This window comes from Amycolatopsis sp. NPDC059235 (assembly GCF_042754125.1).
Lineage (GTDB): Bacteria > Actinomycetota > Actinomycetes > Mycobacteriales > Pseudonocardiaceae > Amycolatopsis > Amycolatopsis albidoflava.
In genome coordinates this window covers 40,302-63,216 of record NZ_JBHZAG010000022.1, presented here as the reverse complement: position 1 = coordinate 63,216, position 22,915 = coordinate 40,302, and the positions used below count along the sequence as shown (strand labels likewise).

The window sequence follows — 22,915 nt, the reverse complement described above, 5'->3', positions numbered from 1 at the left end:
TCCTTGACACGAATATTCGATGTGGTGAATACTTCTGTGCATGGACGGGATCGCCGCAGCACTCGCAGACACCACCAGGTGGCAGCTGGTCGAACTGCTCGCTGAACGGCCGCGGTCGGTCGGCGAGCTGGCCGAGCTGACCGGGCTGCGGCAGCCGCAGACGACCAAGCACCTGCAGACCCTCGCCCGCGCCGGCCTGGTCACCATGGCCCCGCTCGGCCAACGGCGGGTCTACGCGGCCGAAGCGGCTCCGCTGCGGGAGTTCGCGGAGCAGCTCCAGAAGCTGGCCGTGACGATCGAGGCGCACACGGGAGAGCGCGACGTGCTCGACCGCTACCGCGCGGCGATCGAAGCCGACACCGCCGCCGCGGACCGGGATCGCTGGGCCGACGGTCGCGCGTTCTCCTTCGAACGCGTGCTGCCGGTGCCGAAGGAAACGGTCTGGCGGTACTGGACGGACGCCGGGCTGTTGGCGTCGTGGTGGGTCCCGCCGTCCCTGACTGTCACCGAGTGTGTCCTCGAACCGAAGCCGGGCGGGCGCGTCGTTCTCGCCTACCGCGACGCCGAAGGCACCTACCGCTCGGAAGGACAGGTCCAGACCGCTCGCGAAACCGAGCGGCTCGTGTTCGACCTGTCGGTGCTGGACGCGGCCGGAGCAGTCGCGTTCACCGGCCACTACGACCTCGCCCTTGCCGCTTCGGCGAACGGCGGCACCCAGCTGAGGCTGGGTCTGGGAATCAGCGCAACGACCGTCGAGGCCGTGTCCGCCATCGCCGGAATCGAAACCGGCTGGGGACAGGTCCTCGACCACCTCACCGAAGTCATCACCCGAAAGGAAACCCAGTCATGACCGAGCGTCGTGTTACCGCCAACCTCGCCCTGACCCTCGACGGCCGCTACCACGGCCCGGAAGGCCCCGGCGACATGAGCGCGATCATCCCTTACGTCACCACGGAAACCGCCCGCAACCAGATGACCCGCATCTGGGAGAACGCGACGACCGCCCTACTCGGCCGCCGCAACGCGGAAGGCTTCCTCGGCTTCTGGCCGACCGTCGCCGCCGACGAGAACGCCGACCCGCGCGACCGCGGTTACGCGAAATGGTTGGTGGACACGGAAAAGGTGGTCCTGTCGAGCACGCTCACCGAATCGCCGTGGGAGCGCACGCGCATCGTGAACGCGCCCGCCGCCGAGGTCGTCGCCCAGCTCAAGGCCGACGGCGCGGGCGACATCCTGGTCAACAGCAGCGTCAGCGTGATCAAGGCGCTGCTGGCCGAGGACCTCATCGACACGCTGTACCTGACCATCTGCCCGCAAATCGCCGGCGGCGGCCCCCGGCTGTTCGACGACGGCCTGCCGGGTACTAAGTGGACAGTCGCGCACCAGGAGACCGGCGATCTCGGCGAAGTGGCCTTGGTCTACAACCGCGTGCGCTGAGCGCTTGACCTTCACGCATACGGCAATGTTTAGCGTCGATTGTCATGAGTGAAGGACAGTTTGAAGGCAAAGCCGTGATCGTCACCGGCGGCGGAACGGGCATCGGACAGGTCACCGCACGCGAGTTCGCCCGGCAAGGCGCGAACGTCCTCGTCGTCGGCCGGACCGCCGCGCGACTCGCCGAAACCGCGGAGGGCTTCTCGCGGATCCGCCCGTTCGCCGCCGACCTCACTTCGCCGGGTGCCGCAGAGGAGATTGTCTCTGCGGCACTTGCCGAATTCGGCCGGGTCGACGTGCTGGTGAACAACGCCGGGATCGTCGACCCGGCCGCGCTGGGCGAGATCAAGCCAGGCGCGTTCGACGCGGTGGTCGCGACGAACCTGCTCGCGCCGGTCTACCTAGTGCAAGCCGCGCTGCCGCACCTGAGCGATGGCGTTGTCGTCAACGTGACAACCGCGATCGGCCAACGCGGCTGGCCCATGGCGGGCCGCGAGTTCTACGCGGCGACGAAAGCCGCGCTGGATTCGCTGACCCGAAGCTGGGCAGTGCAACTCGCCCCGCGCGGCATCCGCGTCACGGCGGTCGCACCCGGCCCGGTCGCCACCGAGATCTACGCCCGCGAAGGCCTGACCGCCGAGCAGGCCCAAGCACAACACGCCTCCCTGCAGGCGATGGTGCCCTTGCGACGCCTTGCCCAGCCGGAAGAAGTCGCGCACTGGATCGTCCAGCTCGCCAGCCCCGGCGCGGACTACCTGACCGGCGTAGTCCTGCCCGTCGACGGCGGCGCAGTGATCGCTTAACGGCGTACCCTCGGGTCGGTGCGGATCGGAGAGCTGGCGAAGGCCACCGGAGTCACCACCAGGGCACTGCGGTTCTACGAGGAGCAGGGGCTGCTGACCGCCGCCCGCTCCCACAACGGGTACCGGCAGTACGACGAGTCCGCGATCGAGCGGGTGGCGAACATCCGCTACCTGCTCGACTCGGGACTCACCATGGAAGACATCCGCCCGCTGGGCTCGTGCCTGCAAGGCGACCTGCCCTCCCGCCGCCTGTCCTCGAGCGCGGTGGCCTTGGTGGACCGGCGGCTGGCCGTGCTGGACGAACGCATCGCCGCACTGACCCGGGCACGGGAGCAACTGTCCTCCCGAGCGACCGCTGCTCGCGGCGATGTTGCTTGCGGTTGACATCGCTTCCAATGGCTCATTCTAAGTATGATTCAATCTAAGTAAGATCCGATCATACTTAGATGAGGTCGAGTTTATGGTGGCGTTTCAGGGGCGCACGAACGATCTCGCGCTGCTTGAGCGGCAGCTTCGCCTGGTCCGGGACGCCGCCGCGACCACCCCCGGTCAGGCGGTGATCGTCACCGGCCGTCGGCGGGTGGGCAAATCCCGGCTCGTCCAGGAGTTCTGCGACCGCTCGGGGGTGCCGTATCTGATCTTCCAGGCATCCCGCGGTCGCAATCCGGCCGCGGAGCGCGCCGACTTCGCCGCCGCGCTCGCCGAGTCAGCCCTGCCCGGCGCGGATCTGGTCGCCGGGGCGCTTGGCACTGACTGGAACCAGGCCCTGCGCGCGCTGGCAGTCGCGCTGCCCGACGAAACTCCCAGCATTGTCGTCCTGGACGAGGTGCCGTGGCTGGTCGAGCAGGACCGCGAGTTCGAAGGCGCCCTCCAGACTGTTTGGGATCGATACCTGTCGGCCAAGCCGGTGCTGCTGTTGCTGGTCGGAAGCGACCTGTCGATGATGGAGTCCCTCCAGGAGTACGGTCGTCCCTTCCACGGCCGTGCTGCCCGCATGCTGGTGCGCCCCCTCGATCCGGCCGACGTCCAGCGGATGACCGCACTCGAGCCGGCGGAGGCCATCGACGCGTTTCTGATCACCGGCGGTTTCCCGGAGATCGTGCAGCGCTGGAGCCCGGGCACCAGCCGTACCGCGTTTTTGCGCGACCAGCTCGCCGACCCGCTTTCCCCGTTGCTGATGGCGGGAGAACTGTCCTTGCTCGGCGAGGTTCCCGAACCGTCGCACAGTCGCTCGGCCCTGGAGGCGATCGGTACGGGCGAACGCACCTTCGGAACGATCGCCCATCGAATCGGGGCAGGCAACCCGATCCCTTCCGGCACCCTCGCCCCGATCCTGAACACTCTGACGGCCAAGCGCATCGTCGCCGTCGACACTCCGCTGGCCACCCGTCCGGACACCAAGAACAAGCGTTATCGGATCGAGGATCCGTACTTGCGGTTCTGGCTGGCGTTCCTGCAGCGCGGCATTGCCGAGGTCGAACGCGGCCGCGGCGACTTGGTCGCGGCGCGCATCGAAGCGTCTTGGCCGTCCTGGCGCGGCCGCGCCGTCGAGCCGGTCGTGCGGACGGGCCTTGAACGGCTCCTGCCCGACGACCGGCTGCCCGGCGCGGACGTCGTCGGCGGCTGGTGGAACCGGCAGAACAACCCGGAAATCGACCTGGTCGGCGCCGACCGGGACCGGCCCGCCGCCACTCGCATCGCGTTCACCGGCTCCATCAAGTGGCTGGAGACCGAACTCTTCGGCAAACGCGAGTGGGAAAGCTTGCTCGCCGGATCCATGTCGATCCCCGGACGTGATCACACGACGCCCTTGATCGCGGTGTCCCGCAACGGCATCGAAGACGGACTGCCGCTGGCCGCGTCGTTCGGTCCCGACGAGATCATCGAGGCGTGGCGGCGCTGAGCGCACGGGTCCGAGCGGTTCAGCGGTAACGCACCACCGGCCGACCGCGACTTGCCAGAACAGCCCGCTCGAACAGGAGGGCGCGATGGCGAGTACCCGCCTTATTGCCGGAGTCGGTGCCCTGGTGTTCGTTATCGCGGCTACGGCCACGGTCACCTACGTCGTCGCGAAGCCGAATGCGACGGCGTTGATCTCTCCTGCGTCGGTCCCGCTGCCTAAGAACACATTCGTGCTGACCGGGATTCTCACGATCGAAAGCGGCCCGTCAGGGGTGCGATCGACCGGTGCCGGAGGGACTGACTCCGACTGCCAAGGGACGGGCGGGTACTCGGATCTCACGCCCGGAACTGCCATCAAGGTGTCCGATCGATCAGGCCAGGTGGTCGCAACTGGTTCGATCACCAGCGGACAGGTGCGAACTACCTATTTCGACGGCCAGAACGTCGTGACTGGCTGCCAGTTGGGATTCACCGTCAACGATGTCCCCGACGGCCTGCCGTCCTACGTGCTGACAGTTTCCCATCGCGGGGACCAGTTCCTGACGGCCGATCAGGCACACGCGCCGATCACTCTCACCATCGGGGGCGGGTGACCCGGCAGCCTCAGGCCATCCGTCTTCTTGGGGACATTTCCCGTGGCACGCGGTCGATATGGATCGTTGAACCGCATGCCGCGCTGCTGGTCAGGGCCTGAGAGTGGGGCCGGAGAGACTCGAACTCTCACTGGCACGGACCTAAACCGTGTGCCTCTGCCAATTGGGCTACGGCCCCCAGGAACCAAGTGTGATCGTAGCGCGCGCCACGTTCGGGTCGGCTCGGCGTGGCCAGTCGCCGTTGCGCGGGGGTTGTCCTCTACCGTGGACCGCCTACAGTCCGACTGCGGCGAGGAGGGCACGTGGCTCGCGACCCCGAGACCATCGAGCGTGAGATCGAGCAGGCGAGGACCGCTTTGGCGGCGACCCTCGACCAGCTGGGCACGAAGGCCAATCCGCAGAAACTCGCCGAACAGGCGAAGGACGGCGTGCGCGCGAAGCTCGACAACCCGAAGGTCAAGTACCCGCTGATCGGGGCCGGCGTGCTGGTGGCCGTGCTGCTGGTGCGGAAGCTGTTCCGCTGACGGTTCGCCTCCCGCGCTGACGGCCTCGGGCCCTCGCTGGTTCGGGGAGGCGGCCGGGCGCGGCTCCGGCCTGCCCGAGCGGCTTCCTGCGGCCTCAGCGACTTCCTTGGGCTTTCCCCGGACGCGCCGGTACGAGGCGCGGCGCGGTGCCGATCCGTGGTTACCCCGCGTCGCCGCTCGGGCGGGACTGCTCGGCGGCGCGTGATCCGCCGAATACTGGCTGTTTCATCCCTGGATGGCGGATCGACAGCCTTGATCGTCACGGCGGGTTAACTTCGTGAGAAGTGCCACTGAACCCGGGGTCACTCATTCGGCGGTCGCCCGCTTGGGTCGCTTCGGCGGAGCACGTTCGCCGTATTGGGCTACCCCGCCTGGGTGACGCGTCGGTTTTATCCCGCTGTACTGGGCTTAGCCGACTGTTCGCGGGCCCGGTCAGCAGAGGGGGCCGACACCGGCTCCGGACGTCGTACGGCTGGATCTGCGCCGTGGTTTGAAGGTCCGGGCTGGCCGATGGAAGGGCACGAGCTGACCCGGCGCGAGGTCCTGAGCGGGGGCCACGGGCGTCAGGGAGCGAGGTCTCGCCGGAGGCCGAACCCCGGACGTGCGGCTTCGCAGGGCGGCGGGCCGGTAAGCGCACACTGAACAAGCCCGCGAACGGAGCCAAACAAGCCGCGCGATTAGCGCGAGGCGAGCCTGCGAACAGCGTGAGGGCAAGCCTCCGAACAGCGTGAGGCAAGCCCGCGATTGGCGCGAGACGGGCCTGCGATTAGCGCGAGACGGGCCCGCGCACCCAAACAAGCCCGCGATCAGCGCGAGACGGCCAGCGAACAGCGCGACAGGCCCGCGCACACCGAACAAGCCCGCGCACACCGAACAAGCCCGCGCACACCGAACAAGCCCGCGAAAAACGCGGGCCGCGGGAAGGAAAAACTGCAGGTCAGGCGCGTGCGACCGGCGGCGTGGCCGACGCGCCGGCTGTCACACCGGGGCGGCTCGTTTCGTCGGGCTTGCGGTCTTCGACCTCTTTCGGGAGCTGCTTGCTCGGCGGCAGCGCCGGTTTCGCGGGCTGCTCGGGGGCCTTCTCCGCAGCGGGCTTCGCAGCGGCAGCGGCAGCGGGAGTGGCAGCAGCAGGAGCAGCAGCCGAGGCGGAGGCCGTGGTCGAGGCAGGAGCCTCAGCCTTGCCGGAATCCGCGGCAGCGGCCTTCGCTCCGCCGGACGGCGGGATTTCCAGCGGCTCGATCTCCGGCAGCGTCAGGCGGGCGGCCATGTACGCGCTGGTGAACTCCAGTGCGTTGCCGTTCAGCAGGTGCACGACCGTGGGACGCTCGTTCGGGGCGAGCTTCTCCACGAGCTGGTCGGCCCGGTCGCGGGCGGCGATGATGCCCGGCGCCTTGCCGGTCAGCTCCTTGCCGCGGCCGCTGACGGTGATCGTCCAGTCGTCGTTGTCGTGCTTGTAAGTCGCCGTGATCGTTTCCACCACTGCCTCACCCCTCTCGTCATCAGCATGCGTCACAGGTCGAGACCCGGCCACCGCAAACTCATGACGCGATTCCTGCTTGCCGGCCGCTGGCGCGACACTCAGTGTGTCTTTCTACCGTGTCATCGATACCGCAAGAAAACTCTGTGTCACAAGTAACGGGACGAGATGTGCGCTGAGTGACGACCGAATGGCCTAATGCACGGTCATCTTCACGTGCACGTCAGATAGCTCGCTGTGACAACCCGGCCCACAGCAGATCCATCGCGTACTCGGTGGCCTTCTCCGGGGTCACCTCCGGGAAGCGCTCGCACCAGATCGCCAGCCGCTCGCAGGCTCCGACGACGAACTCGGCCGAGGCTTCCGCGCGCAGGGTGTCCTCGCTGTCGAAGTAGCCGCTCATCAACGCGGTGATCAGGTCCGTCTGCTGGCGGCGGGTTTCCTCGATCTCGTCCGCGGCGGGGGTGCCGATCAGGGCCATCTCGTGGCGCAGCAGCGACCAGGCCTGGCGGCGCTCGCGGATGAAGACGAAGAACGCCAGCAAGCCGCGCCGCAGCGCCTCCTGTGCCGAGTCCGCGCCGACGATCGACTGCTCGGTGGCCTCCTGCAACGCCGCCCGCGACTGCCGGATGCACGCCAGCAGCAGGCCCTCTTTCGAGTTGAAGTACTCGTACAGCATCGGCTTGGACACGCCGACCAGTTCCGCGATCTCGTCCATCGACGCCATCGCGTAGCCGCGCTCGCCGAAGACCTGCTCGGCGACCTCGATCATCTGCCGTTCCCGTTCGGCTCGGGGCATGCGCTTGCGCTTGGCGGTGGTCATGCCGCACACTCTACCGCCAGTAACCTACTCCGAGTAAGCTGGACTTCGGGTAACAGTTAACGGGAGGACGCATGGGCAACCGCACCGAGACCGGCGTGATCGTGGTCGGCACCGGGTTCTCCGGGCTCGGCATGGCGATTCAGCTGCGCAAGGACGGCCGCGACGACTTCGTGGTGCTCGAGAAGGCCGAGGACGTCGGCGGAACCTGGCGCGACAACAGCTACCCCGGTTGCGCGTGCGACATCCCGTCGCACATGTACTCCTTCTCCTTCGAGCAGAACCCCGGCTGGTCGCGCGCGTACTCGCCGCAGCCGGAGATCTACCAGTACATGCGCGGGGTCGCGGACAAGTACGACCTGCGCCGCTTCATCCGCTTCGGCCAGGAGATGACCGGCGCGCGCTGGGACGCCGAGGAGAACCGCTGGCACGTCAGCACCCGCGGCGGCGACGAGTTCGTGGCTCCGGCGCTGGTGGCGGGCGTCGGCGCGCTGCACCGGCCGATGATCCCGGACCTGCCGGGCATCGAGCGGTTCCAGGGCCGCGCGTTCCACTCCGCCGAGTGGGAGCACGACTTCGACTTCGCCGGCAAACGCGTCGCGGTGGTCGGCACCGGGGCGAGCGCGGTCCAGTTCGTGCCGAAGATCGCGCCGGAGGCGGCCGAGCTGACATTGTTCCAGCGCACGCCGCCGTGGGTGATGCCGAAGGCCGACCGCGACATGCCGGGCTGGCTGCGCGGGCTGTTCCGCGCGGTGCCGCCGGTGCAGCGGCTGTACCGGAATTTCCTTTACTGGACACTGGAAGCGCGCGCGATCGGGTTCAACGGCCAGCCGTGGATCATGAAGATCGGGCAGCGGCTCGCGAAGAGCAACATCGACCGCGCGGTCTCGGATCCGCAGCTCCGCGCCAAGCTGACCCCGGACTACACCATGGGCTGCAAGCGCGTGCTGATCTCGAACGACTACTACCCGGCGCTCGCCCGCGACAACGTCGACGTGGTGACCGACGGCGTGGCCGAGGTGCGCGAGCACAGCGTCGTCGACAACGCCGGCGTCGAGCACGAGGTGGACGCGATCGTCTACGGCACCGGGTTCCACGTGACCGACGCGTTCGACAGCCTGGAGATCGTCGGCCGCGACGGGCGGAACCTCGCGAAGGAGTGGGCGACCGAGGGGATGCGGACGCACCTCGGGATCACCGTGAACGGCTTCCCGAACCTGTTCTTCCTGCTCGGCCCGAACACCGGGCTCGGCCACAACTCGGTGGTCTTCATGATCGAGGCGCAGATTTCCTATATCGCGCAGGCGTTGCGGCTGGCCGGCGGCCGGGCGCTTGACCCGCGCGAGGAGGTGCAGGAGCGGTTCAACGCCGAGATGCAGCGGAAGCTCGACAAGGGCATCTGGACCCAGGGCGGCTGCAAGAGCTGGTACCTGGACGCGAAGGGCGTGAACCGGACGCTGTGGCCGGGATTCACCTGGCGGTACTGGCTGGACACCCGGACGGTGCGGCGGGAGGACTACGAACTGCTCGGGTGAGCTGGCACGAGGGGGACTTTCGCGACGGGGGATGGCGTCGCGAGGGTCCCCCTCGTGGTCTCGGTGGCAGTCCACAGTGGACTGCTCGGTACGAGGGGAACCTTCGCGGCAGGGGAGGAGTCGCGAAAGTTCCCCTCGTAGTACTGGGGGCGGCAAAACGGCAGCATTGAACAGGGAGCGGGCGCTCCACAATGGACGCGGGCAAGGCAGCGTTGTCGTTGAGCGGAAAGAAACCTGCGCGGACGAGTGCGCGCGGAGGTTGAGCAGAACGAGGGGGACTTTCGCGGCAGGGGAGGAGTCGCGAAGGGTCCCCCTCGTGGTCTGTGGGTGCGGGTCAGGCGGGAGCGAGCTTGCGCAGGTGCGAAACCAGCTCAGCCGTCGGAAGGCCGCAGAGTTCGGCCATCCGCTCCAGTGCGGCGAAATCGAACGACACCTCGTCGGTCGAGGCGCTCGCCGAAGCGGGCTGGCCCGAAGCGGCGGGAGCGGAAGTGCTTGGCGTGCTTGAGGATCCGGGTACCGCGACCGGCGGCCGGGCGGCGGCGCTCGCGCGGGCGGGCGACCCCGGCATCGCGACTCCGTTCTGCCGCAACCGTCCTTCGGCCCAGCGCCGCAACGGAGTCAGCTCCGGACCGGCCTCCGCGACGACCCGGCGCAGGTCCACGCGGACCCGTCCCGGTTCCTCGGTGAAGACCCGGCTGTGCACCTTCGCCAGCAAATCCTGCGGAAGCTCGTCCATCGCCACGCACAGTTCGACCAGGCGCACCACGGAACACTGCCGGGTGCCCAGTTCGTACGTCGCCAGCGTCTGCAGCGAGATTTCGCTCTGCAGATGCGCGTTCAGCTCTTTGCGCGTCCATCCCCGGCCACGCCTGAGCTTGCGCAGCTCGTCTCCCAGCACTCGCTGGTAGTGCTCAGCGTCGATCACGGCCCCTGCCCCTCAACCAACTTCGCGGACGCGGGCTTGCGTCCCGATGGTGAAAGGGCCGAAGCGGCCGCTCATTACGCGGGTTTCGGGAAGATTTTCGACTTTCCCCGAATGGAGCAACGCGTCAGTTGACGCAGGGCACTCCGTCAGCGGTGATCGGCTGCTCGTCGCTGCCCGGACCCGACGGCGTCGCCGGGGGCGCGGCCTGCTGCGCCGGAGGAGCTTGCGCGGCACCGGTTCCGCTCGAGGCGCCAGCGGAAGGCTGGTAGTCCGAACCGAGGAACACCTTCACGTGGCCCTTGGGCACGCTCTTGTCTTCCTGCACCGTCGCCTTGGTGCCGAGCGCGTCGGCGACCGCCTGCCCGGCCGCCTCGCCGCCGCTTGGGACCCAGATCACAGTCGTCTTCCGCGAGGACGCGTTGTCCGTGTCGCCCGCGGTGAAGCCCTTGTCCACCAGTTGCTTCGACACAGTCGCCGCGAGACCGGTGCGGTCCGAGGCGTTGCGCACGTCGACCGTCGTGTCCTTATGCGACTGGTCCGGCTTCTGCTGCTGTTGCTGTGCCGGGGCGCCGTCGGCTCCGGCCTGCGGACCGGTCAGCCCCTGCACGAAGGCCTTCACCTTCGCCGGGTCGACCTTGACCGCGACGCCGTCGTTCGGCGTGCGGTACTCGACGTTGTCGACCGGGATGGTGCGGAACTCCAGCTGTCCGCCGGTGAGGCCCTTCATCTGCTGGGCGAAGCTGAAGATGTCCCAGTTCTGGTTCAGCACCACGGACTTCTTGATGGCGTCGACCAGCGAGTTGAGCTTGCCCGGGTCGGTCAGCGTTCCCGCGGACAGGATCTTGCGCGCCATGCCCGCCATGAACACCTGCTGGCGCACCACCCGGTCGAGGTCGCCGCGCGGCAGGCCGTGCCGCTGCCGGACGAACTCCAGCGCCTGCACCCCGTCGATGGTGTGCTGTCCCTTGGTGAACTGCGCGCCGGAGTACTCGTCGTCGACGTTGTCCTTCAGGCAGACGTCCACGCCGCCGATGGCTTTCGTGATGTCGCTGAAGCCGAGCAGGTTGATCGCCGCGTAGTTGTCGATCGTGGACCCGGTCAGCTCCTGGATCGTCGCGATCAGCAGCTTCGCCCCGGCCTGGTTGGCCTTGACGTCGAGTTCCTTCGGATCGGTGACGCCTTGCGCCTGCAGGTCCTTGCGCGCCTGCAGCATCGCCCGCGCGTACGCCGAGTTGATCTTGTGTTTGCCGTAGCCGGGGATGTCCACGTACGAGTCGCGCGGCAGCGACATCGCGACGGCTTTGCTGCCGTCGTTCGGGATGTGCACCATGATCAGCGTGTCGGTGTTCAGCTCGCCGTCCGATTCGCCCGCGCGCAGCTGGGCGAGCAGGTCCGGCGACAGCGGGTTGCCCTGCGCGTCGGTGCGGCTGTCGAGGCCGACCAGGAGGATGTCGCGGGCGCCGTCGGCCGGTTTGTCGCCGCCCGCGCCCTCGCCGATCACGTCGGAGTAGCTCAGCCCGTTGACCAGGCCCTGCAGCGACGCCCATGCGTACCCGGTGAGCCCCATGACCAGCAGCGACACCACCGCGAGAGCGATTTTCGCGCCGCGCATCCCGCCGCGGCGGGACCGTCCGGCGCGGTTGCGCGGCGGTGGTCCGGGACGACGAGCCGGCCCTTGCGGTTCGCGTCGCGAGCGGGGCGGTGGCCCGGGCCGCCGCGCCGGTCCCCGGCCGGGCTGGTCCTGCCACGAGCGGGCGGGGCGGCGATCGCCTTGCCCGTTCCGAGGCGGGTAGTCCACGCGGTCGGCTCCTTCTCGTCGTTCTGGTCGTCCGCTTCTGAAGACGCATGGTGCCGGGCGGGGGTTGCGGCGGATTCGCACCTCCCCCGGACGGTGTGGCGCGCACCACCTATCGTCCGGTATCCGAAGCATTTTCGCCCGGTCGGCGGTACGCGTGTCGCGGGTCAGGGCGCGGCGGCGGCAGGCCTCCTCGTCGGCACCATGCACGTACCCGCTCCGACCAGGGCGAATACCGCGGTGAGGGTGTGCAGGACGACAACCGCCGAGCCGTGCGTCTCGCCGCCCGCGGCGGCCACGAGCGACGGCACACAGGTCAGCGCGGCGGCGAACCACGTCGCGGCCGAGGTCGCCGCTCCGCCGGTCCGGACCGCGTGCAGCAGCAGGACGCCGAGGAGCATATGCACGAGGCTCTGGACCGGGTCCAGCCGCAAGCCGAGCACGTCGGCGTCCGCGGCTACCGCGCCGAACCGGGCCAGCGCGAGACCGAACACGCCGAGCGTCGCGTAGCCGATGCCCAGCGCGGCGGCCGCGCGAGTGAGCAGCACCGGACGACGGCCGGTCGGGGTGTACGGAAGCGGCGCGGCCGGTGCCTCGGTGCTGGGCTTGCCGGGGTGTCGCTCGAACCACCAGAAGACCAGCGCCGCGGGCACCAGCAACAGCGCCACCGCGGCGAGCATGCGCGGACGCAGCAGCCAGCTCAGGCCGTTCGCGATCGGCCCTGGCAGGTAGACCACGGCGACGAGCAGCAGCATCGCGGCCAGGAACGCCAGATACAGGCTCATCGGGGCGCGCAGCATGAGCGCGGCGGTGCGGGTGACGCGGTCGCGTGCGGCCCAGCGACGCAGCGGTGTCGCGAGGAGCCCGATGAGGCCGAGTTGCGACACACCCAGCAGCAGCACGGTCCACGGCCTCGCGGACAACGCGGCAGGCGCGCCCGGGTTGCCGAGCAGCACCGGCGAAGCGTCGAAGGCGAACACTGCGACCGCGAGGGCCGCGACGCCGCTTACGGCGGCTACAGCGAGCACTACGCGGCGAAGCCGGACGCCCTCTGCGTACGCGAACGCGACCTGCTGCGCGAGGAGCGCTAAGGCGAGCGTGGCGGCGTAGCGAGGCCAGGACACGTCTGTCCAGCTCGCGGCGAGTTCTCCGGCTACGACGACCGCGGTCAGCGCCGCGACCGACCACAGCCGCGTGCGGCGGTAGAGCGCGAGCAGCATCGGCGCGCCGACGACGGTCAGCAGGTAGACGCCCAGCAACCACAGCGGGTGCAGCGCGATCCGCATGACGGTGGCGTTAGTTCCGGCCGGGATGCCCAGCAGCTCCAGCGCCAGCGGCACGATCAGGGCGACCACGGCGAAGATCAACGCCGGGCGCAGCAGCGGGCTGGACCGCTCGGCCAGGTAATGCCGGTAGCCGCGGTCGCGTTCGGCCCGCCAGCCCGCCGCGTTGGCGAGCCCGCCCGCGAAGAAGAGCAGTGGCGTGAGCTGCGCGAGCCAAGTCAGCGGCCACCAGGTCGCCTCCGGCGCGCCCGCCCAGTCGGCCAGCGCGGTCGCCGATTCGCCGACCATCAGCGCCACGGCGCCGGCGATGCCGAGCACCGCCCATGGCCGGGGGACGCCGCGGGGCAGGCGCGGACGCGGGGTCGTGCGGCGGGCGGTGTGCCAGCCGCGCAGGCGCATCACGAGCAGGCAGCCGATCACCAGCACGCCGGCGACCATCGGGCCGATCGGGTCGCCGACCGGCGGGCCCCAGCGCTGGTGCCACGAGTTGACCACCAGCCCGCCGGTGAACACCGACGCGACCAGTTGGCAGGTGCGCTCGGAGTTCATCGGGTTCAGCTCGCAGGTGCGGTGCATGTCCTGCTCCAGCCGGTCGTCGAGCGACGCCCGGGCGGACTGGTCGAGCGGGTGGCCCTTGTCGTTGGCGTAGCGGAGCAGGTCGTAGCCGAGGTCGTGCGCCTTGCACGGGACGGAGAAGTCCCACTTCGTGTTGTCGTCGCCCCACGGGGCCGAGCAGCCGCCGTCGAGGTGCGCCGCGCGGACGGTGCCGTCGCGGGCGGGCAGCGGGCCGGGCTTCACGCCGGTGACCGCGGTGAAGTCCTTGGGCAGCAGCGCCAGCGCGGTGGCCTCCCCGTCGGGGTGGGCGAGCGCGGCGACGGCGTTGCGCGCCGCGAGCACGCCGCCGGTCGGCGGGCCCTGGTCGGGCGGGGACGCGGGCCGGGAGGCGATCAGGCCGAACCCGAACACCACGAGCAGGACGAGCAGCAGCCAGCCGGACGTCGACCAGGGTCGGCGAACGCGAACGGCGGCCGGGGCACGGTCGTCGGTGGCTGGCATGCGCTCCAGGGTGCCAGCCCGGCACCCGACGCGGGAGGCGGCTGTCCCCCTCACCCGCGCGGGGGGTAACCCCCGGGGTGCCCGCCGTCGAGGTCCGTGAAGGGAACCCTGGGGGAATCAGAGTCCCTCAGGGTTCCCCTCACGGACCTTCGCGGGTACGCAGCCGCACGGTCCGCGGCCGGGTGCGGGGCGGGTGCGAGTCGAGGGTGGACGGAGCGCGGTTGAGTCCGATGCGGTCGCGAGGGATTTTCGGTCTTCGGCCAACCGGGTTCGCCCGGCCCGGCGGCTTTCGTTCCTTCCCGAAAACCGGCGGTCGCGGTTAGCGGTCCGGCGGGCAATTAACCCGGCGGCCCAATCCGGCGGCGGAACGGGGTGCGCGCCGTTGCGCACAGTTGCTGAATCGGTTTCGCGATTAATCGAAAACAGTGCCGGTGATCGGAATTGTTGATCACTCCGGAGGCGGATTCGCATCCGCGAAGCGCACCTGGTTCCGGCCGCCTTCCTTCGCGGTGTAGACGGCCGCGTCGGCGGCTTGCAGCAACTGTTCCAGTGTCGTTCCGTTCACCCCGAGCAATGCGACGCCGATCGACCCGGTGCGCCCGGTGATCAATGCCGAACCGCCGCGTTTGTCGGTCGTCACGATGCGCTGATCGGCGATTGCGGTACGGATCCGTTCCGCGGTCACCTTCGCCGCCGTGGTGTCCGCGTCGGGCAGCAGGATCAGGAACTCCTCGCCGCCGAAGCGGCCGATGATGTCCTTGGGACGCGTTATCTCGTCGAGAGTTTGCGCCACCGTGCGGAGCACGTCGTCGCCCGCCGGATGGCCGTACGTGTCGTTGATCCACTTGAAGTGGTCGAGGTCGATCATCAGCAGCGCAAGGGATTCCCCGCCGCGCGCGGCCCGCGCCAGCGCGCGTTCCGCGGACTCCGACCACCCGCGCACGTTGAAGATCCCGGTCTTCGGATCGGTGCGCGCTTCGGACTGCAGTTGGTTGATTTCCGCCAGCCGGTTGCCCAGCACCGTGATGAGCACGAGGATCACGATCGCCGGCGGGATGTTCACGAGCAGGATCGTCGCGATGGTGCCGAGGCTGATCGTCGACAGCTCCAGCAGGTTGTCGTCCTTGGTGCCCAACACGTTGCGCAGGGTGGGCGCGGACGTGCCGCCGAGCGCGAGCAGCCCGCCGATCACGATCGCCTGCAGCGCCGCGTAACTGAACCCGACGAGCATCAGGATCCCGAAGACCTGCAACGAGTTCGCGGGCGAAAGCCGGGCCAGTTCGGCGGACGCGAAAGTCTGGTACAGGTGGTGCGCCAGCAATGCCGACACCGCATGCGTGAACGAGGTGAACACGAACTTGTGCGGCGGTCGCCGGGAGTTGAACCACCGCTGGACGCGCAGCAGCGCGATCAGCAGCAGCGTCAGCGGGATCGGCAGCAGCAGCGCGGCCGGGAACACCCAGATGCCGGTCAGGTCGATGTGGACGGCGGTGACCCGGTTGCGCCGCCGTTCCTCTTGCCGCCGGGTGAGCTGAATGTGCACCGTCGCGCAGCCGGCGAGGATCGCGAACCGGCCCCAGTCCACGAAATCCGGGCTCGGCGACGTGACGACGCCGAAGGTCAGCAGCGCCACCGCGATCGCGTCCCAGGCGAGCAGGAACGCGATCATCCGGCGCGGTTTCGTCCAGAGATCCCAGGAGGGAATGGGGTTCCCGGCGATCAGCGCGCGCAGCCTTCCCGCGACGCCCTTCGCGGCGGGCGGTTCCTCCCCGGGCCCGCGGTCTTCACCGCGCGCCGGTTCGGTTCCGGGCATCGGGCCGTGCCTCCTCCGGTGTCGGATGCGGTTCCCGGACGGTTCCCGGTTCTGCGCCGTTATCAGTTGCCGGTATCATCTCACTCACCGACTTCGAACGCTGTATTCGGTCGTAGTCTCCGAACCCGGAGACGCCTTCCGCGACAACTGCTGCATCCATGAAGTAAATTGCGGAGGAGCGTCCCCGCCGTCCCCCCGAGTGAGGTGTTTTCCCGTGCGCGACCGCGAAGCGTGAATCGAGCTGTTGTCATTTTCCGATGAATTGTCAGCGAGCGGAGGTGAGCAGCTGTGCGTGACCGTGAAGCGTGAGTTCTGTGACCGATCCACGACGGATTCGTGACAATGCGAACGGAGGTGTGTTCCGTGCGTGACCGTGAAGCGTGAAAAGACTTCCCGTCCGGCGTACCCGGACCCATTCGGCCGGTGCCTCGACCCCGGCCACAGTTCCCTTCGGCAACCCACGATCAGGCCCCGGCCGCGACCGCGTGCCGCACCCGGGTCCACGAGAACGCGGTGGGGATCGCCAGAGCCACGCCGGCCAGCCCGGCCAGCGCGATGGCGGTGATGGCAGAACCGGTCGCCTGTGCGACCACCCCGCCGAGAGCCACCCCGATGCCTTGGGCCACGCGCAGCCCCGTGCGGTAGAGCCCGCCGGCGCCGCCGCGCAGTTCGTTCGGCACCCAGGTGGAGAACGTCGCGGTCACGGTGATGATGTAGGCGCCCATCGCACCGGCGAGCGCGAGCAGCACCAGCGCGAACACCAGATTCGGCTGCAGCAGGAACAGCGCGAGCAGGGCCAGCGACGTCGTCGCCAGCACTCCGAGCAGCCGCTGCCGGACCTCGGCGGACGCGAATTTCGACAGCAGATAGGCCCCGGCGACGAAGCCGAGCGGGTCGGCGGCGAGCAGCCAGCCGACCGCCGCGGACGGCGCGTTCAGCTGCTGGGCCAGCGGCGCGGCCAGCCCTTCGGGCACCACGGCCAGCCCCACGAGCCACGACAACGCGATCAGCACCCGCAGTTTGCGCTGCCCGAACACCCAGCGCGTCGCGGAGAACCAGGTGCTGTGGTCGCCGCCGGCAGCGGGCCGGTTGTGCACCCACACCCGCACGATCACCGCGGCCACCGCGAAACTCACCGCGTCGATCGCCAGCGCCCACGACGTGCCCACGGCTGTCACCAGCACGCCGCCGCCGGCCAGGCCGAGCAATTGCACGGTGTTGGTGGTGATCCCGCGCAGGTCTTGGCTGCGCAGGTACAGATGGTCGTCGGTGAACACCTCGCGGGTGATCGCGTTCTGCGCCGCGTTCGCTGGCGACGCGGCCAGTTGCACCGCGACGAGCAGCAGGCACAGAGCGGCCAGCGGCATTCCGGGCAGGCTCATCAGCCCCACGAGCACGGCCTGCGCGGCGGCACTCACGCTCAGCACGGCCCGTCGCGGATAGCGGTCGGCGAGGAAGGACAGCCCGAGCCCGCCGGCGAGCGCGGGCAGGAAAGTCAGCGCGTAGACGATCGCGGCCCACAGCGCGGAACCGGTGCGGTGGTAGACGAGGATGGACAACGCCACCTTCGCCAGCTGGTCTCCCGCGCTCGAGATGGCCTCTGCCGCCCAGAGCACGCGATACTCGACATTCCGCAGCGGCGCCGTCAGCCGAGAGGTCGCTTCGGTCGTCACGAGATGACCACTGCCCCCTCCCCGATCGAGTGAATGCGGCCGACCCGCATTCTGCCTTCGCCTGGTTCGCCCCTGGCCAGGAGTGTCACTGCTCCGGCCAGGGCATGCACCCTCAGTATGCCGCCGATCACACCAGGGTGAACAGTCGGGAAGAATCCGGTGGCCGGAACGCGGAGCCGTTCGGAGTGACCTGCCGCGGGGTACCCGTAGCACTGATCAGCTTTCCTCGTTCGGCGCAGCGCGACCACCGTTCGTCGCGATCGTCCGGTGCGACTGGGCCGAACGGTCCAACACTGGGAGAGACCCGGCGGAGCGAACGTCCTCGCGCCGGGCGCACCAGCGGGGAGTGAGCGTGGACAGACTGTTGCAGGACAAGGCCGTGGTCGTGACCGGGGCCGGGCGCGGGCTCGGGGAGGCGTTCGCCGTGCACGTCGCGCGCGCGGGCGGGGCCGTGGTGGTCAACGACGTGGACGCCGAACTGGCCGAGCGCACCGCGGAGACGATCCGCGACCACGGCGGGCGCGCGGTCGCGAACGGGCACAGCGTGGCCGATCCGGCGCAGGCGCAGGCGATCGTCGACCAGTGCGTCGCCGAGTTCGGCCGGATCGACGGGCTGGTCAACAACGCGGGGCTCAACTACGAGGCGCTGCCCTGGGAGGACGACGCGGAACAGGCCCGCCAGCTGGTCGAGGTGAACGTGCTCGGCGTGATGTACACCGGGCTCGCCGCGATCCGGGCAATGGTCGGCGCGGGCGGCGGCGGGTCGATCGTGAACATTTCTTCCGGCGCGTCGCTCGGGCAGCGCAAGCTCGGCGTGTACTCGGCGAGCAAGGGCGCGGTCGCGTCGCTGACCTATTCGTGGGCGCTGGACCTCGACGATTCCGGGATCCGGGTGAACGCGGTGTGCCCGGTGGCGCACACCCGGATGGTCTGGAAATCCGAGCGGGCGCTGCGCGCGTGCCCGCCCGAGCGGACGCCGGCGAAGATCGCGCCGCTCGTGCTGTTCCTGCTCGGCGAGGGATCGCACGGCATCACCGGGCAGATGATCCGGTGCAACGGGCCGCAGCTGCACGTGATGGGGCAGCCGTACCTGAAGCAGCCGATCCTGGAGCGCCCGGACTGGGACACCGAGACCGTGCAGCAGGCGTTCGACGAGGTGTTCTCCGCCCACCTGGAGAACTACGGACTGGAGAAGCGCGTGCCGCCGAGGCTGCGCAAGTGGTCCCGGCAGGCCTCGTGAGTGGCGACGCCGGTTAGAACCGGCATCAGCACTCACGAGACAGCCGCGCATGGGCCAGGAGTGCAGCTATGAGGTGGCGTGGCGGGTAATGGTGGCCTCGCTCCGATGGGCGTCGTGAGTGGCGTTGCCGGTTCTAACCGGCCTAGCCGCTCACGAGGAGTAGAGCGAGGCGATGTCGGAGCCGTAGCGGTCGTTGATCACCCGGCGCTTGAGCTTGAGCGTCGGGGTGAGTTCGCCGGTTTCGGGCGTCCACGCGGTGGTGATCACGTGGTAGCGCTTGATCTGCTCGGCCCGCGCGAGCCTGCTGTTGGCTGATTCGACGGCCCGGGCGATCTCCGCTTGGACCGCCTCGTGCGCGGCGAGCGCGTCGATCCCCTCCGCTTCGACGCCGTTGGCCGCCGCCCAGCCGGGGGCGATCTCGTCGTCGAGCACGATCAGCGCGGTCACGTACGGCCGCGCGTCGCCGATCGCGACCGCCTGGCCGATCAGCGGGTGTTCCTTCAGCAAACCCTCGATCCGGGTCGGCGCGATGTTCTTGCCGCTCGAGGTGATGATCAGTTCCTTCTTGCGGTCGGTGATCGTGACGTACCCGTCGTCGTCGATCGTGCCGATGTCGCCGGTGGCGAACCAGCCGTCGGCGTCGGTGGCCGGTTCGATCGTGCCGTCCGGCTGCAGGTAGCCGAGGAAGACGATCGGGCCGCGGACGAGCAGTTCGCCGTCCTCGCCGGTCTTCACCTCGACGCCGTCGATCGGGCGCCCGACGGTGCCCGCGCGGAACGCGTCGGCGCTGTTCGCGGTCGCCGCGCCGGTGGTCTCGGACAGGCCCCAGACCTCGCGGATCTCGACGCCCAGCCCGGCGAGGAAGTACAGCACCTCCAGCGGCAGCGCGGCCGCGCCGCTGGACGCGATGTGCAGCTGGTCAAGGCCGAGCAGGCCGCGCACCGGCGCGAGCACGGTCTCGTCGGTCTTCGCGATGCGCTCGGCCAGATCGGCGGGCAGTTCCTCGCCCGCGCTGCGGAGTTTGTAGCCCTCTTGCAGGAGTTCGTTCGCCGAAATGAGCGCCTCGCGCCGGTCCTCGGGCACGCCGGCGAGCATGTTCTTCAGGCCCGCCACCATCTTTTCCCACACCCGCGGCACGCCGAAGAAGCTCTGCGGATGCACCTGGCCGAGCGCCGCGACCACGCCGGACGGATCGCCGACGGTGTGCACGTGGCCCGCCGCGACGATCGGGAGATAGATCGACAGCTCGCGTTCGGCGATGTGCGCGAGCGGCAGGTACGCGATGTTCGTGGGGTGCATCGGAGCCTTGTGCAGAGTGTGCACGGCGATGCCCTCGTGGATCGCGTTGCGGTGCGACAGCACGACGCCCTTGGGGTCGCCGGTGGTGCCGGAGGTGTAGATCATCGCGAGCGGGTCGTCCGGGCGGATCGCCTGCCACGCTTGATCGAACGCCTCGGGGTCGGCGGCGAGCGCGGTGCGGCCGGCTTCGCGGACCGCGGAGTACGCGACGAACCGGTCGTCGCCGTCCGGGATCGAGGATTCGTCGATGACCACCACGCGGCGCAGCGCGGGCAGGTCGTCGAGCACCGGGAGCCAGCGGGACAGCTCGTCGGCGCCGGCGAGGACGACGACCGGCGCGGCGCTGTGCCGGGCGACGTAGCGGATCTGCTCCGGGCTGAGCGTCGCGTACGCCGTGCACGGGATGGCCGCCAGGTGCACCGCGGCGAGGTCGGCGACCAGGTGGTCCGGCGAACTCGGGGCCATGATCAGCATCCGATCGCCCGCGGCGAGGCCGAGCCCGGCGAGCCCGCGCGACACCTCGGCGATCGCGGTCCGGAACTCGCTCCAGGTGAGCGTCGGACGGCCTTCGAGATCGAGCGAGGTGAGCGCGGGCCGGTCCCCGTACTCGACGGCATTGCGCCGCAGCAGCGACGGGATGGTCTGGCCCTCGGCTTGTTCGGCGATCGACTGGGTCAACGCTGACCTCCTCCGGTGGTGCCTGGTCAGGTCACTGTAGGTCGTCGAAGCGGCGGCCGATAGAGAATCCCGGCCAGCCTCGGCGCTCGATAGACCGGCCCGCCTCCTGTTAGAAAGGGAGCGAACCGGGACCCGAGGAGCGTCGATGACCGAATCCGCTGTGCGCGGCCAGAGCCTTGCCGACGAGGCGGCCGTGCTCGACGCCGCCGACCCGCTCGCCGCGAAACGCGCGGAGTTCGACCTTGACCCGGAAGTCGCGTACTTCGACGGGAATTCTCTTGGCGCGCCGCCGAAACACGTCGCGGAGCGGCTGACCGAGGTGGTTCGGCAGCAGTGGGGGCGGCGGCTGATCCGCTCGTGGACCGAGGGCTGGTGGGAGGCTCCGCAACGGGTCGGCGAGCGGATCGCGCCGTTGATCGGGGCCGCCGCCGGACAGGTCGTGGTGGCGGATTCGACGAGCGTGGACCTGTTCAAGACGCTCGTCGCGGCGGTGCGGGCGAATCCCGGCCGCGACGAGGTGCTGGTCGACGCGGCGACTTTTCCCACCGACGGTTACGTGGCCGACCAGGCGGCCCGGCTCACCGGGCACACCGTGCGGCGCGTGCCGGTGGCGGAACTGCCCGGCGCGGTGAGCGAGCGGACGGCGGCGGTGCTCGTGAATCACGTCGACTACGTCAGCGGACGGCTGCACGACATGCCGTCGGTCACCGAGGCCGTGCACGCGGCCGGCGCGCTCGCGGTGTGGGATCTCTGCCACAGCGTCGGCGCGATTCCGGTTCAGCTCGACGCGAGCGAGGTCGATTTCGCGGTGGGTTGTACGTACAAATTCCTCAACGGCGGACCGGGGTCGCCCGCGTTCATCTATGTGGCACAGCGGCATCAGGCGGAATTCGATCAGCCGCTGGCCGGATGGGCCGGGCACGCGGATCCGTTCGGAATGGAACCGGGTTACCGCGGCAGCGCGGGGATCGCCCGCGCCCGGGCAGGCACGCCGGACATCCTGTCGATGCTGGCGCTCGACGCCGCACTGGACGTCTGGGACGACGTCGACCTTTCCGTATTGCGCGCGAAAGGCTTGGCACTGGGCGATTTCTTCTTCCGGTGTGCGGACGAACTGCTGCCGGGAGCCGACATTCCGACGCCGCGCGACCACGTTCGGGGACACCAGGTTTCGGTGCGCGACGCTGGCGGGCAGCAGACGATGGACGCGCTGCACGAACGCGGTGTCCTCGGCGATTTCCGGCCGCCGGACGTGCTGCGCTTCGGGCTGGCCCCGCTGTACACGACTTACGCCGAGGTGCTGCGGGCGGTGACCGTGCTGCGCGAGGTGCGCTGAAAAGAATTCGCGCAATGTCCCCGCGGATTCGCGGGGATCCGGCCGGATTCGCGGGTCCTGGGTGAACAATCGGTGTCGTGCTCGCCCCTTTGGGTGATCGACGGGGGCGCCGCGCGCTGCCCGGCGGGTATGCTCGGTGCCTGTTTTTTCGCGGGCCGGAGCCGACCGGGGAACGGTACCGCCGGGCGAATCCGGGGCGGAAGGGGCCGAAATGATCGAGACCCGCGGTCGGGAAGTGCCGCTCTCGTATGTCGTGACCCTGCTCGTCGGCGTGGCTCTCGGCTTCCTGCTCGCGCGTTTCGGCGACTTCATCGGGCGCTATCCGGTCGAATCGACGCTGGTGGCGGTGCTGATCGCGGCCGTGGCCGTGCTGGCGTGGGCGTGCCGGGAGATGCTGCACGATCTGCTGCGGCGCGACCGTCCGGAGGTCGCTCCGGAAACGGAACCGACTCCGGTCCCGCGGCTTTCCGCGCACCGGCCGCCGAATGGCGTCCGGCGCTGAATTCCGGAAATCGATCTCGGTTTCCCGTTCGATTCCGCCGCTGATGCGGAAATGCGCATGAGTTTCCGGTGAGTTTTCGCGCGGGCCGGGTCGTGACCGACCTCACGCGCGGGCTCCCGGCGGACGGCGGCGCGGCCGGTGCGACCAAGGTCACGTCCGGTGGTGATCAGTTTTCCAAGCACCGCAGTGGGTTACTAGCAGGTAACAAGAGGATGACGGCAACGCGG

19 protein-coding genes and 1 tRNA gene are annotated in these 22,915 nt (G+C 69.4%); 11 read left to right on the top strand and 9 right to left on the bottom strand.

Translation table 11 applies throughout. The features are described 5' to 3' along the window. Positions 1 to 40: 40 nt before the first annotated feature. From ACFXI3_RS16960 to ACFXI3_RS16935, 6 genes are all read left to right on the top strand, one after another. Positions 41 to 850 (top strand): metalloregulator ArsR/SmtB family transcription factor, encoded by an 810-nt coding sequence (locus tag ACFXI3_RS16960; protein WP_378400246.1) that lies wholly within the window; start codon positions 41 to 43, stop codon positions 848 to 850. Continuing rightward, on the top strand, positions 847 to 1,437 hold the full coding sequence (locus tag ACFXI3_RS16955; RefSeq protein WP_378400245.1) for a dihydrofolate reductase family protein: 591 nt from the start codon (positions 847 to 849) through the stop codon (positions 1,435 to 1,437). The genes ACFXI3_RS16960 and ACFXI3_RS16955 overlap by 4 nt, the downstream gene beginning before the upstream one ends. A gap of 44 nt (positions 1,438 to 1,481) precedes the next feature. Further along, positions 1,482 to 2,237 (top strand): SDR family NAD(P)-dependent oxidoreductase, encoded by a 756-nt coding sequence (locus tag ACFXI3_RS16950; RefSeq protein ID WP_378400244.1) that lies wholly within the window; start codon positions 1,482 to 1,484, stop codon positions 2,235 to 2,237. 18 nt (positions 2,238 to 2,255) lie between these two features. Continuing rightward, positions 2,256 to 2,621, top strand: coding sequence for a MerR family transcriptional regulator (locus ACFXI3_RS16945; protein ID WP_344271672.1), 366 nt, complete (start codon positions 2,256 to 2,258; stop codon positions 2,619 to 2,621). 76 nt (positions 2,622 to 2,697) lie between these two features. Then, positions 2,698 to 4,140, top strand: a complete 1,443-nt coding sequence (locus tag ACFXI3_RS16940) for an ATP-binding protein (RefSeq protein ID WP_378400243.1) — start codon at positions 2,698 to 2,700, stop codon at positions 4,138 to 4,140. 85 nt (positions 4,141 to 4,225) lie between these two features. After that, on the top strand, positions 4,226 to 4,732 hold the full coding sequence (locus ACFXI3_RS16935) for a hypothetical protein (RefSeq protein WP_378400242.1): 507 nt from the start codon (positions 4,226 to 4,228) through the stop codon (positions 4,730 to 4,732). 104 nt (positions 4,733 to 4,836) lie between these two features. Here ACFXI3_RS16935 and ACFXI3_RS16930 read toward each other — a convergent pair. Continuing rightward, a tRNA-Leu gene (locus ACFXI3_RS16930) sits at positions 4,837 to 4,910 on the bottom strand. A gap of 124 nt (positions 4,911 to 5,034) precedes the next feature. Between ACFXI3_RS16930 and ACFXI3_RS16925 the strand changes: the two genes are divergently transcribed. Next, complete coding sequence (locus ACFXI3_RS16925) at positions 5,035 to 5,256, top strand: DUF3618 domain-containing protein (protein WP_037358573.1); 222 nt, start codon at positions 5,035 to 5,037, stop codon at positions 5,254 to 5,256. 937 nt (positions 5,257 to 6,193) lie between these two features. Here ACFXI3_RS16925 and ACFXI3_RS16920 read toward each other — a convergent pair. Together ACFXI3_RS16920 and ACFXI3_RS16915 are read right to left on the bottom strand one after the other, a co-directional pair. After that, the gene (locus ACFXI3_RS16920) at positions 6,194 to 6,736 is read right to left on the bottom strand and encodes a hypothetical protein (protein ID WP_378400241.1); all 543 of its coding nucleotides are present in this window, start codon (positions 6,734 to 6,736) and stop codon (positions 6,194 to 6,196) included. A 220-nt stretch (positions 6,737 to 6,956) separates the two neighbouring features. Next, positions 6,957 to 7,556 (bottom strand): TetR/AcrR family transcriptional regulator, encoded by a 600-nt coding sequence (locus ACFXI3_RS16915; protein WP_370934734.1) that lies wholly within the window; start codon positions 7,554 to 7,556, stop codon positions 6,957 to 6,959. A 71-nt stretch (positions 7,557 to 7,627) separates the two neighbouring features. Here ACFXI3_RS16915 and ACFXI3_RS16910 point away from each other — a divergent pair, with 71 nt between their 5' ends. Then, entirely contained in the window at positions 7,628 to 9,088 is a 1,461-nt protein-coding gene (locus ACFXI3_RS16910) for a flavin-containing monooxygenase (RefSeq protein WP_378400240.1), read from the top strand. A 334-nt stretch (positions 9,089 to 9,422) separates the two neighbouring features. Here ACFXI3_RS16910 and ACFXI3_RS16905 read toward each other — a convergent pair whose 3' ends face one another. The 5 genes from ACFXI3_RS16905 to ACFXI3_RS16885 all read right to left on the bottom strand — a co-directional run bounded on the left by ACFXI3_RS16905 (position 9,423) and on the right by ACFXI3_RS16885 (position 17,633). Further along, complete coding sequence (locus ACFXI3_RS16905) at positions 9,423 to 10,013, bottom strand: helix-turn-helix domain-containing protein (protein ID WP_378400239.1); 591 nt, start codon at positions 10,011 to 10,013, stop codon at positions 9,423 to 9,425. A 124-nt stretch (positions 10,014 to 10,137) separates the two neighbouring features. Next, positions 10,138 to 11,580 (bottom strand): LCP family protein, encoded by a 1,443-nt coding sequence (locus ACFXI3_RS16900; protein WP_378400306.1) that lies wholly within the window; start codon positions 11,578 to 11,580, stop codon positions 10,138 to 10,140. A 395-nt stretch (positions 11,581 to 11,975) separates the two neighbouring features. After that, complete coding sequence (locus ACFXI3_RS16895; protein ID WP_378400238.1) at positions 11,976 to 14,147, bottom strand: phospholipase A2; 2,172 nt, start codon at positions 14,145 to 14,147, stop codon at positions 11,976 to 11,978. A 448-nt stretch (positions 14,148 to 14,595) separates the two neighbouring features. Further along, a complete protein-coding gene (locus ACFXI3_RS16890; protein WP_378400237.1) occupies positions 14,596 to 15,960 on the bottom strand; it encodes a GGDEF domain-containing protein in 1,365 nt (454 codons plus the stop codon). A gap of 464 nt (positions 15,961 to 16,424) precedes the next feature. Beyond that, a complete protein-coding gene (locus ACFXI3_RS16885; RefSeq protein ID WP_378400236.1) occupies positions 16,425 to 17,633 on the bottom strand; it encodes an MFS transporter in 1,209 nt (402 codons plus the stop codon). Between the two features lie 352 nt (positions 17,634 to 17,985). Between ACFXI3_RS16885 and ACFXI3_RS16880 the strand changes: the two genes are divergently transcribed. After that, positions 17,986 to 18,873 (top strand): SDR family NAD(P)-dependent oxidoreductase, encoded by an 888-nt coding sequence (locus ACFXI3_RS16880; RefSeq protein WP_378400235.1) that lies wholly within the window; start codon positions 17,986 to 17,988, stop codon positions 18,871 to 18,873. A gap of 150 nt (positions 18,874 to 19,023) precedes the next feature. Here ACFXI3_RS16880 and ACFXI3_RS16875 read toward each other — a convergent pair whose 3' ends face one another. Continuing rightward, positions 19,024 to 20,850, bottom strand: a complete 1,827-nt coding sequence (locus tag ACFXI3_RS16875) for an AMP-dependent synthetase/ligase (protein ID WP_378400234.1) — start codon at positions 20,848 to 20,850, stop codon at positions 19,024 to 19,026. A 145-nt stretch (positions 20,851 to 20,995) separates the two neighbouring features. On the opposite strand from ACFXI3_RS16875, the gene kynU reads away from it, so the two are divergent. Together kynU and ACFXI3_RS16865 are read left to right on the top strand one after the other, a co-directional pair. Continuing rightward, positions 20,996 to 22,186 (top strand): kynureninase, encoded by a 1,191-nt coding sequence (gene kynU / locus ACFXI3_RS16870; protein ID WP_378400233.1) that lies wholly within the window; start codon positions 20,996 to 20,998, stop codon positions 22,184 to 22,186. A 211-nt stretch (positions 22,187 to 22,397) separates the two neighbouring features. Then, positions 22,398 to 22,688 carry a hypothetical protein gene (locus ACFXI3_RS16865; RefSeq protein WP_344271708.1) on the top strand — a complete coding sequence of 97 codons (291 nt, stop codon included), beginning with the start codon at positions 22,398 to 22,400 and terminating at the stop codon, positions 22,686 to 22,688. Positions 22,689 to 22,915: the final 227 nt, after the last annotated feature.

Bases quoted from the DNA above. Each gene is read 5' to 3' on its own strand.
- ACFXI3_RS16960 (WP_378400246.1), top strand. From the start codon at position 41: ATGGACGGGATCGCCGCAGCACTCGCAGACACCACCAGGTGGCAGCTG.
- ACFXI3_RS16955 (WP_378400245.1), top strand. From the start codon at position 847: ATGACCGAGCGTCGTGTTACCGCCAACCTCGCCCTGACCCTCGACGGC.
- ACFXI3_RS16950 (WP_378400244.1), top strand. From the start codon at position 1,482: ATGAGTGAAGGACAGTTTGAAGGCAAAGCCGTGATCGTCACCGGCGGC.
- ACFXI3_RS16940 (WP_378400243.1), top strand. From the start codon at position 2,698: ATGGTGGCGTTTCAGGGGCGCACGAACGATCTCGCGCTGCTTGAGCGG.
- ACFXI3_RS16935 (WP_378400242.1), top strand. From the start codon at position 4,226: ATGGCGAGTACCCGCCTTATTGCCGGAGTCGGTGCCCTGGTGTTCGTT.
- ACFXI3_RS16915 (WP_370934734.1), bottom strand. From the start codon at position 7,556: ATGACCACCGCCAAGCGCAAGCGCATGCCCCGAGCCGAACGGGAACGG.
- ACFXI3_RS16910 (WP_378400240.1), top strand. From the start codon at position 7,628: ATGGGCAACCGCACCGAGACCGGCGTGATCGTGGTCGGCACCGGGTTC.
- ACFXI3_RS16900 (WP_378400306.1), bottom strand. From the start codon at position 11,580: ATGGGGCTCACCGGGTACGCATGGGCGTCGCTGCAGGGCCTGGTCAAC.
- ACFXI3_RS16895 (WP_378400238.1), bottom strand. From the start codon at position 14,147: ATGCCAGCCACCGACGACCGTGCCCCGGCCGCCGTTCGCGTTCGCCGA.
- ACFXI3_RS16890 (WP_378400237.1), bottom strand. From the start codon at position 15,960: ATGCCCGGAACCGAACCGGCGCGCGGTGAAGACCGCGGGCCCGGGGAG.
- kynU (WP_378400233.1), top strand. From the start codon at position 20,996: ATGACCGAATCCGCTGTGCGCGGCCAGAGCCTTGCCGACGAGGCGGCC.
- ACFXI3_RS16865 (WP_344271708.1), top strand. From the start codon at position 22,398: ATGATCGAGACCCGCGGTCGGGAAGTGCCGCTCTCGTATGTCGTGACC.